This window comes from Streptomyces sp. GL_140 (assembly GCF_057834465.1).
Window position 1 is genome coordinate 5,905,858 of record NZ_CM174404.1, and the last position, 17,488, is coordinate 5,923,345.

A 17,488-nucleotide genomic window follows, 5' to 3' on the forward strand; every position below is an offset into this window, starting at 1 on the left:
CCGCCGCCTGAGACCCAAGGACAACCCCGCATGTTCTCGACAGACCTCGCCGAAGGCGCCCAGCTGTTCCCGCTGGAGGTCCGGCACGCCGAGGAGTTCCTGGCGCACATGAACCGCGGCCGGGCCTACATCGGCCAGTACGTCGGGCTGCCGGACGTGGTCGCCGACCTCGACGGAGCGCGCTCCTACCTCGGGACCTACGCGCAGCGGGCGGCCACCGACACCGGGCGCCTCTACGGCATCCGCGTGGACGGAGTCCTCGTCGGCGGGGTCCTGTTCCGGACCTTCGACACCGGCAGCGGCACGTGCGAGGCCGGCTGCTGGCTGGAGCCCACGGCCGCCGGCCGAGGCCTGGTCACCAAGGCCTGCCGGACCATCATCGACTGGGCGTTCCAGGACCGCGGCATGCACCGCGTCGAGTGGCACGTCGCCCCCGCCAACAAGAAGAGCATCGCGGTCGCCGAGCGCCTCGGCATGACCCGAGAGGGCGTCATGCGCGAGAACGACCTCTACCGGGGCCTGCGCCAGGACACCGAGATCTGGTCGGTCCTCGCCCACGAGTGGTCCCCGGCCAGGCCCGCGTAGCCGATCCGCGGCCCCTACCCGTACCCGTCCCGTGGCACCCCGAGCACCCGGGGGCGGGTGCGGGCGGCCGATCGGCCGGATTCTCAGAAACCTCTCAGACAAGGCGCCTACCGTGCCCCGCATGGACACCACCAAGACCCCCGCCCCGACCGCTCCCGAGGCGGACTCCCCGGCCGACCTGAAGAAGGCCGACACCACCGACGCGAGCGCCGCCACGGCCGCGGCGGACACCGACGTCACCACCGAAGCGGTCCTCTCCGAGGACGCCGAGGAGGTCGAGGGCCTCGACGACGAGCTGGAAGAGCCCGCCGCGCAGTCCAGCGGTGTCGGCGCCGGCGCCGCCGCGATCATCGCCGCCGGTCTCGGCCTGGTCGCCCTCAGCGGCAGCTGGGTCTCCCGCATGGTAGGGGAGCGCGAAACCCTCATCGGCCAGATCGGCGCGGCCAACATCACCACCACCGAGGCGAAGATCGAGGCGCTGTACGGCAACGCCTGGCACGTGACCGCCCTGTTCAACGGTGTCCTGTCGACGCTGGCGCTGCTCCTCGCCGTCTTCGTCCTGGCCCGCCCCGCCTTCGGCGCGCCCGGCCGTACGCTCCCCGCCTGGGTCCGCGCCGTGTCCTGGGCCGCCGTCGCCATCGCCGCCATCGGCGTGATCGTCTTCGGTGTCATGTACTTCTACCCCCTCCCGACGGCCCCCGACGCCTAAGACGTCCGGTGCCGCCCCGCTGCTCGCCTAGGTACCCGCCTTAGCCCACCTCAGGGACGTGAGTCCCCGGCCTAAGGCCCCCTGGGCCGCGCAGATGCGGCATGCTCCCGATGTGCCGGTACCCCCTGGGACGCGATTCTTGGATCACACCGAACGAGGTGTCCGGGAAAAGCAACCAGGGAGTACGAGATGTTCGAGTACGAGATCGCCACCGCCCGCCGCGAAGACCTCATCCGCGAGGCCGACGCGTACCGCCTGGCCCAGGAGGCCAAGAAGGCCCACCGGGTCTTCTCTCGAAGCCAGAACCCCGAAGGGTCGGTGAGGGGGCACCGGGCTCGCTTCACCCGCGCCGCGTAAGTCGGGCGGGGTACCGCGTGGAACGACACGTGATGAGAAGCGCACCAATATCCAGTGCCGACGAGCAGGACCTCTGTGCGATGCTCGGCGGCGTGGAGACCAGATCTGTCAGCCCGGTGTTCGTCGGCCGAGCCGACGAACTGTCCATACTCACCGACGCCCTGACGCGTGCCGCCGGCCAGGAGCCGCAGGCACTGCTCATAGGCGGTGAGGCAGGGGTCGGCAAGACCCGCCTCACCGAGGAGTTCCTCTGCGAGGCCGACCGCCGCGGCGCGGTCGTAGCGGTCGGAGGCTGTGTGGAGATCGGGGCGGAGGGACTTCCCTTCGCCCCGTTTTCGACGGCTCTGCGCATCCTGCACCGCCTGCTCCCGGGCGAGTTGGCCGCCGCGGCCGCCGGCCAGGAGGACGAGCTCGCCCGCATCCTCCCCGAACTCGGCGAGACCCCGCGCGGCCCGCACGACGAGGAAAGCACCGCCCGGCTCTTCGAACTGACGGCCCGGATGCTGGAACGGCTGGCCTCGGACCGCACCGTCGTCCTCGTCCTGGAAGACCTGCACTGGGCGGACACCTCCACCCGGCACCTGCTCTCGTACCTCTTCCGCGCCCTCGGCAGCGGACGGCTCGTCCTGGTCGCCACCTACCGCGCCGACGACGTCCACCGCCGCCACCCGCTGCGCCCCCTCCTCGCCGAACTGGACCGGCTGCGCACCGTCCAGCGCATCGAGCTGCCCCGCTTCAACCGGGCCGAGGTGCGCCGTCAGCTGGCCGGCATCCTCGCCTCGCAGCCCGACGAGGACTTCGTCGAATCGGTCTTCGAGCGGTCCGACGGCAACGCCTTCTTCGTCGAGGAACTCGTCGCCTCCCGCTCCAGCGGCTGCCTCACCGGCCTCACCGAATCCCTGCGCGACCTGCTCCTCGTGCGCGTCGAAGTCCTCCCGGACGCCGCGCAGCGAGTCGTGCGCATCGTCGCCGAGGGCGGTTCCACGGTGGAGTACGACCTGCTGCGGGCCGTCACCCGGCTCACCGAGGACGAGCTGATCGAGGCCCTGCGGTCCGCGGTCGGCGCCAACATCCTCCTCGCCACCCCCGACGGGGACGGATACCGCTTCCGCCACTCCCTGGTCCGCGAGGCCGTCTCCGACGACCTGCTGCCGGGCGAGCGCGCCCGGGTCAACCGCCGCTACGCCGAGGAGCTGGAGGCCGACGACTCGCTGATCCGCGCCGAGGAGCAGCGGGTCATCCGGCTCGCCAACTACTGGTACTACGCCAACGACACGGTCAAGGCCCTGCCCGCCGTGCTCGCCGCGTCGGTGGCGGCCCGCGGCCGGCACGCCTACTCCGAGCAACTGCGGTTGCTGGAGCGGGCCATGGAACTGTGGGAAGGCGTCCCGGAGGAGATCCGCGCCGAACTGCGCCCCGCGGACTACACCGAGGTCTACCCGCCCTGCGGCTGCGACCCCGCCACCACCCCGCTGCAACGGCTCGACCTGCTGGCCGAGGCCACGGTCGCAGCCCGCTTCGGCGGCGAACGCGAACGGGCCCTGAAGATCACCAAGACCGCGCTGCGCTCCCTGGAGGACGGACACGACCCGCTGCGCGCCGCCTGGTTCTGGACCGAGCGCTCCCGGCTGATCGCCAGCCTCGCCCGCGGAGACGGCTGGGAGGAGCTCGCCAAGGCGCAGGAACTCGTCCAGGGGCTGCCCCCGTCCCAGGTGCACGCCGACGTCCTGGTCCGGGCCGCGAACTGGGGGATGCTCCACAACCCGGGCCCCGACAACCTCGCCGCAGCCGAACGCGCCGTGGAGTACGCGCGGATGGTCGGCGCCGAGGAGACCGAGCTCGACGCCCGGATCACCATCGGCAGTCTGCTCACCGACGCCGGGGAACCCGAACGCGGCCTCGCCGAGATGTACGCGGTCAAGGACCGGGCCGCCGAGCTCGGACTCGGCACGCTCGCGGGACGTGCACATATCAACCTCACCTCTCAGTTGGAAAGCCTGGGCCGGTCCCGCGACGCCGTGGAACTGGCCGAATGTGGTGTCGCCCTGGTCAAGAAGTCCCAGCTGCTGGACACCGAGGCATGGGTCCGGGGCAACCTGGCGGAGAGCCTGTACAGCCTCGGCCGCTGGGAGGACGCCGAAGCGCAGGCCCGGCAGACGCTGGCCCTCGTCAGCAGCCCCACCCCGCGCGGCTCCGCCGCCGCACGGCTGGCCTACCTGGCCCTGGCCCGCGGCGAGTTCACCGAGGCCGCCACCCAGCTGGCCGTGGCCCGCGCCTGCTTCGGCGTCCACGACACCCAGCCCCAGCACCGGATCCCGCTCTTCCGCCTCGCGGTCGGAGTGGCAGCGGGGGAGGGGCGGATAGCCGACGTCCGCACCGAGATGGCCGCGGCCATTGAGCAGGGCTTCCCGCTCGGCCACCACCGCTACGCCTGGCCGCTGCTGCTCGCCGCGGCCACGGCCGAAGCCGACTCCCGCGGCCTCCCGGCCGCCGAAGCGGGCCGCGAAGCGGCGCTGAGGACGCTGCGCGAGGCCGCACGGACCCTGTCCACCCCGGTTCCGGTGTGGCTCGCCCACTCGGAGTACGTCCGGGCCGAGCTGCTGCGTGTCGAGGACCGGGACACCGTCGCCGACTGGAAGGGCGTGGAGGAGGCCGTACGCCCCCTGGAGCGCCCGTACCTGCTGGCCAGGACCCGGCACCGGCTGGTGGAGGCCCTGCTCGGCTCCGGATGCAGCCGCGAGACCGCTGCCGGGCCGCTCCACGAGGCCTACGCGGCCGCCGAGCGGCTCGGAGCCCGCAGGCTCCGCGAGGACCTGGCCCTGCTCGCGCAGCGCGCCCGGCTCCCGCTCACCCCCGACCGGACCCACAAGGACCGCAACGCGCCGGACACCGACCCGGTCGAGGCGCTGGGGCTGACCAGCCGCGAGCGGGACGTACTGCGCCTGGTCGCGGCGGGCCACACCAACCGCCAGATCGCCGAGGAGCTCTTCATCTCCCCGAAGACGGCCAGCGTGCACGTGTCCAACATCCTGGCGAAGCTCGGTGTCGCGGGCCGCGGCGAGGCCGCCGCCCTGGCCCACCGGCTACGGCTCTTCGGACCGGCCGCCCCGAGCCAGGCCGCCCAGGACCCGGCCGCCCCGGGTCCGGCCGCGAAGGGCCGGCAGGCCCAGTCGGTGCGCTAGGCCGTCGCCCCCGGGTCCTCCTGCGGGCGTATGAGCACCTTGCCGGAGTCCAGGTCTATCGGACCCTTTCCCGGATCGTTGTCGTTGACATCGGTCCGGGAAAGCTCCAGCCGCTTCTTCTCGTCGTGCGCGTGCTTGCGTCCCGGGCTGAAGAGCTCCTCGATCATGTTGAACATCGCGCTCACCGTGCCTTTCGGCCCCCCGTCGGGGCCCGCCGGTCATCGCACCGTCAGTGTCAGGATCCTGTCGTCGCCGGCTTCCGGCGACCCGCGCCCGTCCGTCTCGCTCGTCACCAGCAGCAGTCTGTCCCCGCCGAGGGCCACCACCGTCCGCAGTCGGCCGTACTGACCCTCCAGGAAGGCCTCGGGCTCCGCCACCGGGTCCGCGCCGGCCAGCGGGATCCGCCAGAGCCGCTGACCCTTCAGCCCGGCCATCCAGATCGAGCCCTGCGCCCAGGCGATCCCGCTCGGCGAGGCCTCGTCGGTCTTCCACACCGCCACCGGATCGCGAAGCCCCGGCTTGCCCGCCTTCCCCTCCGCCTCGGGCCAGCCGTAGTTCCCGCCGGGTTCGATCAGATTCAGCTCGTCCCAGGTGTTCTGGCCGAACTCGGCCGCCCACAGCCGTTTGTCCTTGTCCCAGGCGAGTCCCTGCACATTGCGGTGCCCGTAGGAGTAGACGACCGAGTCGGCCTCGGGATTCCCGTGCACCGGCTGCCCGTCCGGGGTCATCCGCAGGATCTTGCCGGCCAGTGACTTCTTGTCCTGGGCGAGCCCGGTCTCACCGGTCTCGCCCGTCCCGGCGTAGAGCATCTTGTCGGGGCCGAAGGCGATCCGGCCGCCGTTGTGGATCAGGCCCTTGGGGATGCCGCGCAGCACCGTGTCGGGTGCGCCCAGCTGATCGCCGGCCGTTCTCTTGTCGTCGTAGCGCAGCCGGGCGATGCGGTTGTCGGATTCGGTCGTGAAGTACGCGTAGACCATCCGGTCCGAGGCGAAGGAGGGGGACAGGGCCAGGCCCAGCAGCCCGCCCTCGCCGCCCGGGGCCACCCCGGGGACCTTGCCGACCGCGGTCACCGCGCCCGTGGCCACATCGACCCGGCTGATCGTGCCCTTGTCCCGCGAGGCGACCAGCAGATTCCCGTCGGGCAGCGGAGCCACGCCCCACGGGGACTCCAGATCCTTGGCGACCACGCCGGTCACCGTCACCCCACCCTTGGCCGGCGGGCCCGAAGCCGGGGCCGACGCGGATGCCGACGCCGGGGCCCCGCCCGTGGAGCCCGGCGCCGACGGGCCGGACTCCGGGCCCGGTGGCGAGGCGCCGGGCCGGGCCCCGGCGCCGCCCGGCGGGGAGCATCCCACCGCCAGCAGCGCCCCGCATCCGGCCAGGGCGAACGCCGTCAGCACTCCGCGGACCCGGGCGCGGGGGGCGACGTACGGCATCGGTACCCGGATGCCCTCCCGTCGCCCTTCCACCGTGGCCGCCCGCCCCTGATCCCGTTCGTTTCGCATCGTCCTGCTCCCCTTCGGTCCGTCGCTCATGCCTTCACACGATTCAACAGCCGCGGTCATACCCGAAGTTCCGGCGCTCGTACACTCGATCGAGTGGTTGTGGGACCGCCGCCCCGGGCCGCCGCCCCGGGCACGTACCGCCCCGCCCCGGGCACGCCCCCACCCGGCCCGGAGCTCAGTCCCAGCCCCCCACCAGCGCCGGCAGCTCCGACAGTTCCGCCAAGTCCGCGGCGGTCAGCCGGACCTCCGCCGCCCGGGCGTTCTCCGCCGCCCACCGTGCCTGCCCGGCCCCCGGAACCGGCACCACCTGCGGTCCCTGCGCCAGCACCCACGCCAGCGCCGCCTGCGCGGCCGTCACCTCGGGCCCGTGCCGCCGCGCGACCCGCCGCAGCCCCGCGATCAGCACCTGGTTCGCCGCCATCGCGTACGCCGTGAACCGCGGATGCCGGGCCCGAACGTCCTGCGGCTCGAACCCCTCGCCCGGGGTCAGGGTCCCCGTCAGGAACCCGCTCCCCAGTGGCATCGCCGCCAGGAACCCCACCCCGCGCGCCGCGCACCACGGCAGCAGCTGCCAGGCCGCCTGCGGGGACCACAGCGACAGCTCAGCCTGCACCGCGCTCACCGGGAACACCTGCTGCGCCCGCTCCAGGTGACGCAGGGTCGCCCCGTAGGCCCGGTCCCCGCGCCGACCCGCGCCCGGCCCGGTTCCGGCGCCGAGTGTGGAGAACCCGAGGGCCCGCACCTTCCCCGCGCCCACCAGATCGGCCATCGCGCCCCAGGTCTCCTCGACCGGCACGTCCGGATCCACCCGGTGCAGCTGGTACAGGTCTATGACGTCGGTGCGCAGCCGCCGCAGCGAGGCGTCGCAGGCCCGCCGCAGGTATCCCGGCCGCCCGTCGGCCACCACGTGCAGCCCGTCCGCCCGCAGCCCCGCCTTGGCGGACACGAAGGCGTCCGCCCGGCGCTCCGCGAGCACCCGGCCCAGCAGCAGTTCATTGGTGTAGGGGCCGTACAGGTCCGCGGTGTCCAGGAGGTTCGCGCCCAGGTCCAGGGCCGTGTGCACGGTGTGCAGCGAGTCCTCGCGCCGCTTGCGCGAAGGCGCGTACGCCCCGCTCAGCGGCATGCAGCCGAGCCCGACGGCGCCCACCGTCAGCGCCCCCGCCCCGATCGACCTGCGCTCCACCCGTGCGTCCCCCCTGGTCCTGCCGGTACGGCCAACAAAACTAACGGCTCGGTCCGGATCCCCTGACATAGCCTCGTGATCATGACTACAGAGACTCCGGACGTCTGGCTCCCGTTCCCCGCCGAGGAGATCGAGGGCCTCCCCGATTCCTTCCAGTACCGCCACTGGGACGGCGAGGAGACCTTTCCGGCCGACCCGGCCGCCTGCGTCTTCTACGTCACCCCGTACATGAAGTCCCCGGCCGTCACCGTGCGTCCGCTGGCCGCGATGCCCGGCCTGCGGGTCGTGCAGACCCTGACCGCCGGCATCGATCACGTCCTGGGCGGCCTCGGCGACCTGCGCCCCGGTGTACGGCTGTGCAACGCCCGGGGCGTCCACGAGGCGAGCACCGCCGAACTGGCGCTCACCCTCACCCTGGCCTCCCTGCGCGGGATCCCCGGCATGGTGCGCGGTCAGGACCGCGAGGAGTGGCGTTCGGGGTTCTACGCGGCCCTCGCGGACAAGTCCGTACTGATCATCGGCTACGGGGCGATCGGCGCGGCCATCGAGGACCGGCTCGCACCCTTCGAGTGCGAGCGGATCACGCGCGTCGCGCGGACGGCGCGCACCACGGCGCGCGGGCCGGTGCACGCTCTGGCCGACCTGCCCCAACTCCTGCCCCGGGCCGATGTGGTGATCCTTTCCACACCGCTCACCGACGAGACGCGGGGGCTTGCGGACGCCGAGTTCCTGGGCCTCATGAAGGACGGGGCGCTGCTGGTGAACGTGGCGCGCGGTCCCGTCGTCGACACCGACTCCCTGGTCCTGGAGCTGGAGTCGGGCCGGCTGCGCGCGGCGCTGGACGTCACCGATCCGGAACCGCTGCCTTCAGGCCATCCGCTCTGGCATGCTCCGGGTGTCCTGATTACGCCCCATGTGGGCGGCAGCAGCTCGGCGTTCGAGCCCCGGGCGAAGCGCCTGCTGGCCCGGCAGCTGAGCCGGTTCGCCGCCGGAGAGCCCGTGGAGAACACGGTGTTGATCACGGAGTGACGCCCGGTGCGCACGCTCCGCAGTCGGCCGGATGCGTTCAGTGGACACAACTCCCCACTTGGTGACGGAGAGTAGAGGAGCTATGTCCCTGAGTGACGAAAGTGGTGTATCGTCCGGAACAAGGGGCTGCGCCACGAACGTCTGGCGCTGGGGAGTGATCGGACACTTTGGGGGGCGACGGGCGATGTACGGCCAATGGACGAAGGATCCGACGCGGCGAAGCCGCCGGAGGCGACGGTGCCGGGACTGGGCCGCACCGGAATCAGCCAGCGAGGGGGACCGGTGAGCGCCCCGGGGGTTGCGCTCCTGACCCGTCAGCCCCTCTCCGGCGGCGCCAAGAACCTGGCGATGCAGCTCCTCCTCGCAGTGGTCTGCAGCGGATACGCCGTCGGCGCCGCGCTCGGCTGGGGCTCCGAGGAACTCGCCGAAGTCATGGGCGACTTCGGACTCAGCGCCGCCGGCCTGCTGGCCGCAGGCTCGTGCTTCACGTACGCCCGGGCCATCGACAGCCGGGAACGCCCCGCGTGGCTGCTGTTCGCGTTCTCCTCGCTCATGGGCGGCTGCGGCAACGCCGTCTGGGGCTGGTACGAGGTGGTCCTCGGTGAGGCGGTGCCCAAGCCCTCCATCGCCGACTTCGCCTTCCTGTGCTTCGCGCCGCCCGCCATCGTGGGCCTCCTCGTCCTGGCCAAGCGCCCGGTCACCAGAGCCGGCTGGGTCTGCCTCGCGCTCGATTCCTGGCTCATCGGAGGTTCCCTGCTCACCCTGTCCTGGAGCCTGGCCCTCGCGCACGCGGCGCGCACCGCGCAGTCGGGCGCGCCCGGGAGCGTGCCGCGCGCGGCGCTCTCGCTGGCCTACCCGCTCCTGGACATCGCGCTCGTCTCGATGGTCCTCGTGCTGCACTTCCGCCGCTCCGAGGCCAACCGCTCCGCCGTGAACACCGCGATCGCCGCCCTCGCGCTGACCGTGCTCAGCGACGCACTGTTCACCTCGCCCCTGCTCAGCGCCGGGTACCAGTCCGGCCAGCTCCTCGACGCCGGATGGTTCGCGGGCTCGCTGCTCCTCGCCTACGCGCCGTGGGGCGCCCGTCGCATAAGCCCGGTCCCGCTGCCCGTGCCCGTACGCGCCGAGCGGCCGCACAGCCGTCCCATCACCGGCTCCCTGCCCGCCCTGACCCCGTACCTCGCGGCGGCCGTCTGCACCCTCGGGATCCTCTACAACGTCGTGGACGGCCGGAAGGTCGACCGGGTCGTCGTCTTCACCGGCTGCACGGTGGTGCTCGCGCTGGTGGTCCGGCAGGGCATCATGCTCCTCGACAACATCGCGCTGACCCAGGAACTGGCCCAGAAGGAGAACCACTTCCGCTCCCTGGTCCAGGGCTCCAGCGACGTCATCATGATCGCCGCGCCCACCGGGACCCTGCGCTACGTCAGCCCCGCCGCCGCCGGGGTCTACGGCCGCGAGGCGGAGGAGCTGGTCGGCACCGAGCTGGCCACCCTGATCCACCCCGAGGACCTCGGCCGCGTGATCCACGAGGTACGCCGCTTCCTGGCCGCCCCGCCCACCGAGGAGCCGACCACCCGCATCGAGTGCCGCTTCAAGTCCGGCGGCGGCGAGTGGCTCAACGTGGAATCCACGGTCAACCGCCACCAGGGCGGACTCATCCTCAACAGCCGCGACGTCACCGAGCGGGTCCGGCTCCAGGCGCAGCTCCAGCACAGCGCCGAACACGACCCGCTCACCGACCTCCCCAACCGGGCCCTGTTCACCCGCCGGGTCCGCCAGGCGCTGACCGGCCGGCGGGCCGGGGACCACAGCACCGCCGTGCTCTTCATCGACCTGGACGGCTTCAAGGCCGTTAACGACACCATCGGCCACCAGGCGGGCGACGAGCTGCTCATCGAGGCCGCCTGCAGGCTCCAGGAATCGGTCCGGGCCGGGGACACCGCGGCCCGCCTCGGCGGCGACGAGTTCGCCGCGCTGATCCTGGGCGACGGCAGCCGCGACCGCAGCGCCCGCGAGTACCAGGTCCACGAGATCGCCGACCGGCTGCGCACCACGCTCTCCCAGCCCTACCGGATCGCGGGCAGCGAGGTGCGGGTCGCCGCCAGCATCGGCGTGGCCTTCGCGGACCCCGGCATCACCCCTTCGGACCTGATGCGCAACGCGGATCTCGCGATGTACCGGGCCAAGGCGGGCGGCAAGGACCGCGTGGAGATGTACGCGCCCCAGATGCAGGCCGAGGTGGTCCGCAAGGCCGAGCTGGCGGGGCGGCTGCGCACCGCGCTGCACGACGGAGAGTTCGCCCTGCTGCACCAGCCCGTGGTCTCCCTGGCCACCGGCGAGATCTCCGCCGTGGCCGCGCAGGCCCGGTGGCGTTCGGCCCAGGGGATCCTGTTCACGCCCGCCGAGTTCCTGCGGGTCGCCGAGTGCAGCGAGGGCGGCGGACCGGGGCAGGGGCACGACCGGGGCGGGCAGCGGCAGGGGAGCGGGCACGCCGCCCTGCCGGACGCCTCGCGCACCGCCGAGCTGGGGCGCTGGCTGCTGGAGGAGGCCGTCGGACAGGCCGCCGAGCGGCACCGGGCCGGGCACGACGTGCCCGTGGCCGTACGGATGACCGCGCAGCGGCTGCTGGACCGCTCGATGCCGCTCGGCTCGGTGGAAGCCCTGCTGGCCCGGCACGGGCTGCCCTCGGGGGCGCTCGTCCTGGAGCTCGCGGTCTCCGACCCCAGGGTGCCGTTCGACGACCTGGAGCGCCGCCTGGCGGCCCTGCGCCGGCTCGGGGTGCGGATCGCCCTGGACGGCTTCGGCAGCGGTTACGCGGCCATCAGCGCCCTCCGGCGGCTCCCGGTGGACATGCTCAAACTGGACCGCGGCCTGGTGGAAGGGGTCGTGGAGTCCCCCCGCCTCCACAAGATCACCGCAGGTTTGTTGCGGATCGCAAACGACCTCGGCATGCAGTCGGCAGCCGAAGGAGTGGATCTGCCCGAGCAGGTCCTGGCCCTGCGCGCGATGGGCTGCACCCACGGCCAGGGGATGGCCTTCTCCGGGCCTCTGGACGAGTACAGGCTGCGCCGAGCGCTCGTGAGAGGTACGTTCCCAGTACCGGGCGGTGCGGCTCAACCCGCATGGGCCGGTGGCTCGCTCGGGGGCTCCATGGTCATCCACAGAGGCTCACATAATGAGACGCCCGTCCCACCCGCTTGACATCACCCTCCCGCCGGAGGGAGGGTCAATGCCATGCGCACCCGAATTCTCGTACTTGGAAAGCGCGTCGGCTGAAGCTGGGACCAGCATGTCCCCGCTCAACGCACCCGACGCGCTCCCCTCGCTTGCCTCCCGGCACGAGGGGTTTTTTGTTGCACTGGCAACGTCGAATCTCGTTAAACCCTCCTCGCAAAACCCTCAGCTTCGAGAAGAGAATGCCGATGACCGAGCAGGCCACCGGGGCCCACCATCCGCAGCCGCGGGCCCGTAACGGCGGACACCAGTCCCCCGCAGTTGAGCACGTCACGGGTGCGCAGTCCCTCATCCGCTCTCTCGAAGAGGTGGGGTGCGACACCGTCTTCGGCATCCCGGGCGGCGCCATCCTCCCGGCGTACGACCCGATGATGGACTCCAAGAAGGTCCGTCACATCCTGGTCCGCCACGAGCAGGGGGCCGGCCACGCCGCCACCGGCTACGCGCAGGCCACCGGCAAGGTGGGCGTCTGTATGGCGACCTCCGGCCCGGGTGCCACCAACCTGGTCACTCCGATCGCCGACGCGCACATGGACTCCGTCCCGCTCGTCGCGATCACCGGCCAGGTCTCCTCCAAGGCGATCGGCACCGACGCCTTCCAGGAGGCGGACATCGTCGGCATCACGATGCCGATCACCAAGCACAACTTCCTGGTCACCAAGGCCGAGGACATCCCGCGGACGATCGCCGAGGCCTTCCACATCGCCTCGACCGGCCGCCCCGGCCCGGTCCTGGTCGACATCGCCAAGGACGCCCTGCAGGCGAAGACCACCTTCTCGTGGCCGCCCACGCAGGACCTCCCGGGCTACCGGCCGGTCACCAAGCCGCACGCCAAGCAGATCCGCGAGGCCGCCAAGCTCATCTGCCAGGCCAAGCGCCCGGTCCTGTACGTCGGCGGCGGCATCATGAAGTCCGGCGCGACCGCCGAGCTGAAGGTCCTCGCCGAGCTGACCGGCGTCCCGGTCACCACCACCCTGATGGCCCTGGGCTCCTTCCCCGACAGCCACCCGCTGCACGTGGGCATGCCCGGCATGCACGGTGCGGTCACCGCCGTCACCGCGCTGCAGAAGTCGGACCTGCTGATCGCGCTGGGCACCCGCTTCGACGACCGCGTCACCGGCAAGCTCGACAGCTTCGCCCCGTTCGCCAAGATCATCCACGCGGACATCGACCCGGCCGAGATCGGCAAGAACCGCGCGGTCGACGTCCCGATCGTCGGTGATGCCCGCGAGGTCATCGCCGACCTGATCCAGGCCGTCCAGGCCGAGCACACCGAGGGCCACGCCGGCGACTACAGCGCCTGGTGGAAGGACCTCAGCCGCTGGCGCGACACGTACCCGCTGGGCTACGAGAAGCCCTCCGAGGACATGCTGTCCCCGCAGCAGGTCATCGAGCGGATCGGCCAGCTGGCCCCCGAGCACACCATCTACGCGGCCGGCGTCGGCCAGCACCAGATGTGGGCCTCGCACTTCGTCAAGTACGAGGAGCCCCGCACCTGGCTGAACTCAGGCGGAGCCGGAACCATGGGCTACGCGGTCCCGGCCGCGATGGGCGCCAAGGTCGGCATGCCGGACCGCACGGTCTGGGCGATCGACGGTGACGGCTGCTTCCAGATGACCAATCAGGAACTGGTCACCTGCGCGCTGAACAACATCCCGATCAAGGTCGCGATCATCAACAACGGTGCCCTGGGAATGGTCCGCCAGTGGCAGACCCTGTTCTACAACCAGCGGTACTCCAACACCGTGCTGCACGCGGACGAGACCGGCCAGGACACAGCGGTCGGCTCCCAGCTCGGCGAGTCCAGCGCCCCCCGCAAGGGCACCCGCGTCCCGGACTTCGTCAAGCTGTCCGAGGCCATGGGCTGCGTGGCGCTGCGTTGCGAGGACCCGGCCGACCTGGACCGGGTCATCGCCGAGGCCAACGCGATCAACGACCGTACGGTGGTCGTCGACTTCATCGTCCACGAGGACGCCATGGTGTGGCCGATGGTCGCCGCCGGCACCTCGAACGACGAGGTCATGGCCGCCCGGGGCGTCCGTCCCGACTTCGGCGACAACGAAGACGACTGAGCCGAGAGAGCCGAGAGAGAGAAAGACTCACATGTCCAAGCACACGCTCTCCGTCCTGGTCGAGAACACGCCCGGCATCCTCGCCCGGATCGCCGCGCTGTTCTCCCGCCGCGGGTTCAACATCGACTCCCTCGCGGTCGGTGTCACCGAGCATCCCGACATCTCGCGCATCACCATCGTCGTGAACGTCGAGGACCTCCCGCTCGAGCAGGTGACCAAGCAGCTCAACAAGCTGGTCAACGTGCTCAAGATCGTCGAGCTGGAGCAGCACAACGCCATCGAGCGCGAACTCGTTCTGGTGAAGGTCCGCGCCGACAACGAAACGCGCTCGCAGATCGTCGAGATCGTTCAGCTGTTCCGCGCCAAGACCGTCGACGTCTCCCCGGAGGCCGTCACCATCGAGGCCACCGGCGGCACCGACAAGCTGGGCGCGATGCTCAAGATGCTGGAGCCCTTCGGCATCAAGGAGCTCGTCCAGTCCGGCACGATCGCCATAGGGCGCGGCGGCCGGTCCATCACGGACCGCAGCCTGCGCGCGCTCGACCGCAGCGCCTGAGCCGCCCGGGCGGAGCCGGCCCCCGATCACCGGGACCGGCCCGTCAGCTCGGATGGCGAGACCGAGAAACCCGTATTCCGTTCCCCGCCGTACGGTGGGAGCAACACCAGCGCATCAAGGAGAGTTCCCAGTGGCCGAGCTGTTCTACGAGAACGACGCCGACCTGTCCATCATCCAGAACCGCAAGGTCGCGGTCATCGGTTACGGCAGCCAGGGCCACGCCCACGCGCTGTCGCTCCGCGACTCGGGCGTCGACGTCGTCGTCGGTCTGCACGAGGGCTCCAAGTCCAAGGCCAAGGCCGAGGAGCAGGGCCTGAAGGTCCTCCCCGTCGCCGAGGCGGCCGCCTGGGCCAACGTCATCATGATCCTGACCCCGGACCCGCTCCAGGCCGAGATCTACGCCGAGTCCATCGAGAAGCACCTGAACGAGGGCGACGCGCTCTTCTTCGGTCACGGCTTCAACGTCCGCTACGGCTTCATCGCGCCCCCGGCCAACGTGGACGTCGCCCTCGTCGCCCCGAAGGGCCCGGGTCACCTGGTCCGCCGTCAGTACGAGGAAGGCCGCGGCGTGCCCTGCATCGCCGCCGTCGAGCAGGACTTCACCGGTTCCGCCTTCCAGCTCGCGCTCTCGTACGCGGCCGGCATCGGCGGCACCCGCGCCGGCGTCATCAAGACCACCTTCACCGAGGAGACCGAGACCGACCTGTTCGGTGAGCAGGCCGTCCTGTGCGGTGGCGCCTCCGCTCTGGTCAAGGCCGGTTTCGAGACCCTGACCGAGGCCGGCTACCAGCCGGAGATCGCGTACTTCGAGTGCCTGCACGAGCTGAAGCTCATCGTGGACCTCATGTACGAGGGTGGCCTGGAGAAGATGCGCTGGTCGGTCTCCGAGACCGCCGAGTGGGGCGACTACATCACCGGCCCCCGCATCATCACGGACGCCACCAAGGCCGAGATGAAGAAGGTCCTCGCGGAGATCCAGAACGGCGAGTTCGCCAACACCTGGATGGCCGAGTACAAGGCCGGTCTGCCGAAGTACAACGAGTACAAGAAGGCCGACGAGGCGCACCTGCTGGAGACCACCGGCAAGAAGCTGCGCAAGCTGATGAGCTGGGTCGACAACGACGAGAGCTGATCTTGCACGTGGCGGGGCCGGGACGGTGAGTCCCGGCTCCGCCGCACCGCACCACCTGCACGCGGAAAAGCGGTCTCCCGGAGGCCCGCTTGTCCACCCCGGCCAATCTCGGACGGGTGATCCTTCCGTAGCGGCGGAAATCCTTTCCGATTCCGCCACTACACTGCTCAACACAACGCGTCAGGCCCACAGTGTCGTGCGTCTTCCACGCGGCTACCCCCTCCACCGCCTGCGGCCGTCGGGACGGCCGTCCGCACTGGACTTGTGAGGACCCACGTGAGCTCGAAACCTGTCGTACTCATTGCCGAAGAGCTGTCGCCGGCGACCGTCGAGGCGCTCGGCCCGGATTTCGAGATCCGGCACTGCAACGGCGCCGACCGCGCCGAGCTGCTGCCCGCGATCGCGGACGTAGACGCCATCCTGGTCCGCTCCGCGACCAAGGTGGACGCCGAGGCCATCGCCGCCGCGAAGAAGCTCAGGGTCGTCGCGCGCGCCGGAGTCGGTCTGGACAACGTCGACGTCTCCGCCGCCACCAAGGCCGGCGTGATGGTCGTGAACGCCCCGACCTCCAACATCGTCACCGCCGCCGAGCTGGCCTGTGGCCTCCTCGTCGCGACCGCGCGCTACATTCCGCAGGCCAACACCGCGCTGAAGAACGGCGAGTGGAAGCGGAACAAGTACACGGGCGTCGAGCTCAGCGAGAAGACCCTCGGTGTCGTCGGCCTCGGCCGCATCGGCGTCCTGGTCGCCCAGCGGATGTCGGCCTTCGGCATGAAGATCGTCGCGTACGACCCCTACGTACAGCCCGCGCGCGCCGCCCAGATGGGCGTCAAGATGCTGACGCTGGACGAGCTCCTGGAGGTCGCCGACTTCATCACCGTGCACCTGCCCAAGACCCCCGAGACCCTCGGTCTCATCGGGGACGAGGCCCTGCACAAGGTGAAGCCGTCCGTCCGCATCGTCAACGCCGCCCGCGGCGGGATCGTGGACGAGGCCGCGCTGTACTCGGCCATCAAGGAGGGCCGCGTCGCTGGCGCCGGTCTCGACGTGTACGCGAAGGAGCCCTGCACGGACTCCCCGCTGTTCGAGCTCGACCAGGTCGTCTGCACCCCGCACCTCGGCGCGTCCACGGACGAGGCCCAGGAGAAGGCCGGTGTCTCGGTCGCCAAGTCGGTGCGCCTCGCGCTCGCGGGCGAGCTCGTGCCGGACGCGGTCAACGTCCAGGGCGGCGTCATCGCCGAGGACGTCCGTCCGGGCCTGCCGCTCGCCGAGAAGCTCGGCCGCATCTTCACCGCTCTGGCGGGCGAGGTCGCGGTCCGTCTCGACGTCGAGGTCTGCGGCGAGATCACCCAGCACGACGTCAAGGTGCTCGAACTCTCCGCGCTCAAGGGTGTCTTCGAGGACGTCGTCGACGAGACGGTCTCCTACGTCAACGCCCCGCTGTTCGCGCAGGAGCGCGGCGTCGAGGTCCGTCTGACCACCTCCTCGGAGTCCCCGGACCACCGCAACGTGGTGACCGTGCGCGGCACCCTCTCGGACGGCGGGGAGGTCTCGGTCTCCGGCACGCTCGTGGGCCCGAAGCACCTTCAGAAGATCGTCGGCATCGGCGAGTACGACGTGGACCTGGCGCTCGCCGACCACATGGTCGTCCTGCGCTACACCGACCGTCCGGGCGTGGTCGGCACCGTCGGCCGCATCCTCGGTGAGGCCGGTCTGAACATCGCGGGCATGCAGGTCGCCCGCGCCGAGGAGGGCGGCGAGGCGCTCGTCGTCCTCACCGTCGACGCCGAGGTCCCGGTGAACGTCCTCGCGGACATCTCCACCGAGATCGGCGCCGTCTCGGCCCGCACGGTCAGCCTCGGCTGATCCACCGCGGTCCGCTTCACAACGGACGAACACGAAGGGCCCGGGGTTTCCCCCGGGCCCTTTCGTGTGTACGGA

At 71.3% G+C, this 17,488-nt stretch carries 13 protein-coding genes; 10 read left to right on the forward strand and 3 right to left on the reverse strand.

Annotated elements, in window-relative coordinates:
- Positions 1-30 precede the first annotated feature (30 nt).
- The 4 genes from AC3IYJ_RS27400 (at position 31) to AC3IYJ_RS27415 (ending at position 4,833) form a co-directional block, all read left to right on the forward strand.
- Entirely contained in the window at positions 31-585 is a 555-nt protein-coding gene (locus tag AC3IYJ_RS27400) for a GNAT family N-acetyltransferase (RefSeq protein WP_489397380.1), read from the forward strand.
- A gap of 121 nt (positions 586-706) precedes the next feature.
- Positions 707-1,294: a hypothetical protein gene (locus AC3IYJ_RS27405; RefSeq protein WP_489397381.1), complete on the forward strand. Its 588-nt coding sequence runs from the start codon at positions 707-709 to the stop codon at positions 1,292-1,294.
- Positions 1,295-1,483: 189 nt separating this feature from the next.
- Entirely contained in the window at positions 1,484-1,651 is a 168-nt protein-coding gene (locus AC3IYJ_RS27410) for a hypothetical protein (protein WP_489397382.1), read from the forward strand.
- Positions 1,652-1,683: 32 nt separating this feature from the next.
- A complete protein-coding gene (locus AC3IYJ_RS27415; RefSeq protein ID WP_489397383.1) occupies positions 1,684-4,833 on the forward strand; it encodes a helix-turn-helix transcriptional regulator in 3,150 nt (1,049 codons plus the stop codon).
- Here the strand turns inward: AC3IYJ_RS27415 and AC3IYJ_RS27420 are convergent.
- The 3 genes from AC3IYJ_RS27420 to AC3IYJ_RS27430 all read right to left on the reverse strand — a co-directional run bounded on the left by AC3IYJ_RS27420 (position 4,830) and on the right by AC3IYJ_RS27430 (position 7,521).
- Positions 4,830-5,009, reverse strand: a complete 180-nt coding sequence (locus tag AC3IYJ_RS27420; protein WP_489397384.1) for a DUF6191 domain-containing protein — start codon at positions 5,007-5,009, stop codon at positions 4,830-4,832. The two genes, AC3IYJ_RS27415 and AC3IYJ_RS27420, sit on opposite strands and share 4 nt — an antisense overlap.
- Positions 5,010-5,051: 42 nt before the next feature.
- A complete protein-coding gene (locus tag AC3IYJ_RS27425) occupies positions 5,052-6,269 on the reverse strand; it encodes a PQQ-dependent sugar dehydrogenase (protein ID WP_489402952.1) in 1,218 nt (405 codons plus the stop codon).
- 244 nt (positions 6,270-6,513) lie between these two features.
- Complete coding sequence (locus tag AC3IYJ_RS27430; protein WP_489397385.1) at positions 6,514-7,521, reverse strand: aldo/keto reductase; 1,008 nt, start codon at positions 7,519-7,521, stop codon at positions 6,514-6,516.
- Between the two features lie 81 nt (positions 7,522-7,602).
- Here AC3IYJ_RS27430 and AC3IYJ_RS27435 point away from each other — a divergent pair, with 81 nt between their 5' ends.
- The 6 genes from AC3IYJ_RS27435 to serA all read left to right on the forward strand — a co-directional run bounded on the left by AC3IYJ_RS27435 (position 7,603) and on the right by serA (position 17,413).
- Positions 7,603-8,550, forward strand: coding sequence for a 2-hydroxyacid dehydrogenase (locus tag AC3IYJ_RS27435; RefSeq protein ID WP_489397386.1), 948 nt, complete (start codon positions 7,603-7,605; stop codon positions 8,548-8,550).
- Between the two features lie 282 nt (positions 8,551-8,832).
- On the forward strand, positions 8,833-11,754 hold the full coding sequence (locus AC3IYJ_RS27440; protein WP_489402953.1) for a putative bifunctional diguanylate cyclase/phosphodiesterase: 2,922 nt from the start codon (positions 8,833-8,835) through the stop codon (positions 11,752-11,754).
- 215 nt (positions 11,755-11,969) lie between these two features.
- Positions 11,970-13,859: an acetolactate synthase large subunit gene (locus tag AC3IYJ_RS27445; protein WP_489397387.1), complete on the forward strand. Its 1,890-nt coding sequence runs from the start codon at positions 11,970-11,972 to the stop codon at positions 13,857-13,859.
- 31 nt (positions 13,860-13,890) lie between these two features.
- Entirely contained in the window at positions 13,891-14,415 is a 525-nt protein-coding gene (ilvN, locus tag AC3IYJ_RS27450; protein ID WP_053677671.1) for an acetolactate synthase small subunit, read from the forward strand.
- 130 nt (positions 14,416-14,545) lie between these two features.
- Positions 14,546-15,547 carry a ketol-acid reductoisomerase gene (ilvC, locus tag AC3IYJ_RS27455; protein WP_489397388.1) on the forward strand — a complete coding sequence of 334 codons (1,002 nt, stop codon included), beginning with the start codon at positions 14,546-14,548 and terminating at the stop codon, positions 15,545-15,547.
- Between the two features lie 276 nt (positions 15,548-15,823).
- Positions 15,824-17,413, forward strand: coding sequence for a phosphoglycerate dehydrogenase (serA, locus tag AC3IYJ_RS27460; RefSeq protein ID WP_489397389.1), 1,590 nt, complete (start codon positions 15,824-15,826; stop codon positions 17,411-17,413).
- The last annotated feature ends 75 nt before the right edge of the window (positions 17,414-17,488 follow it).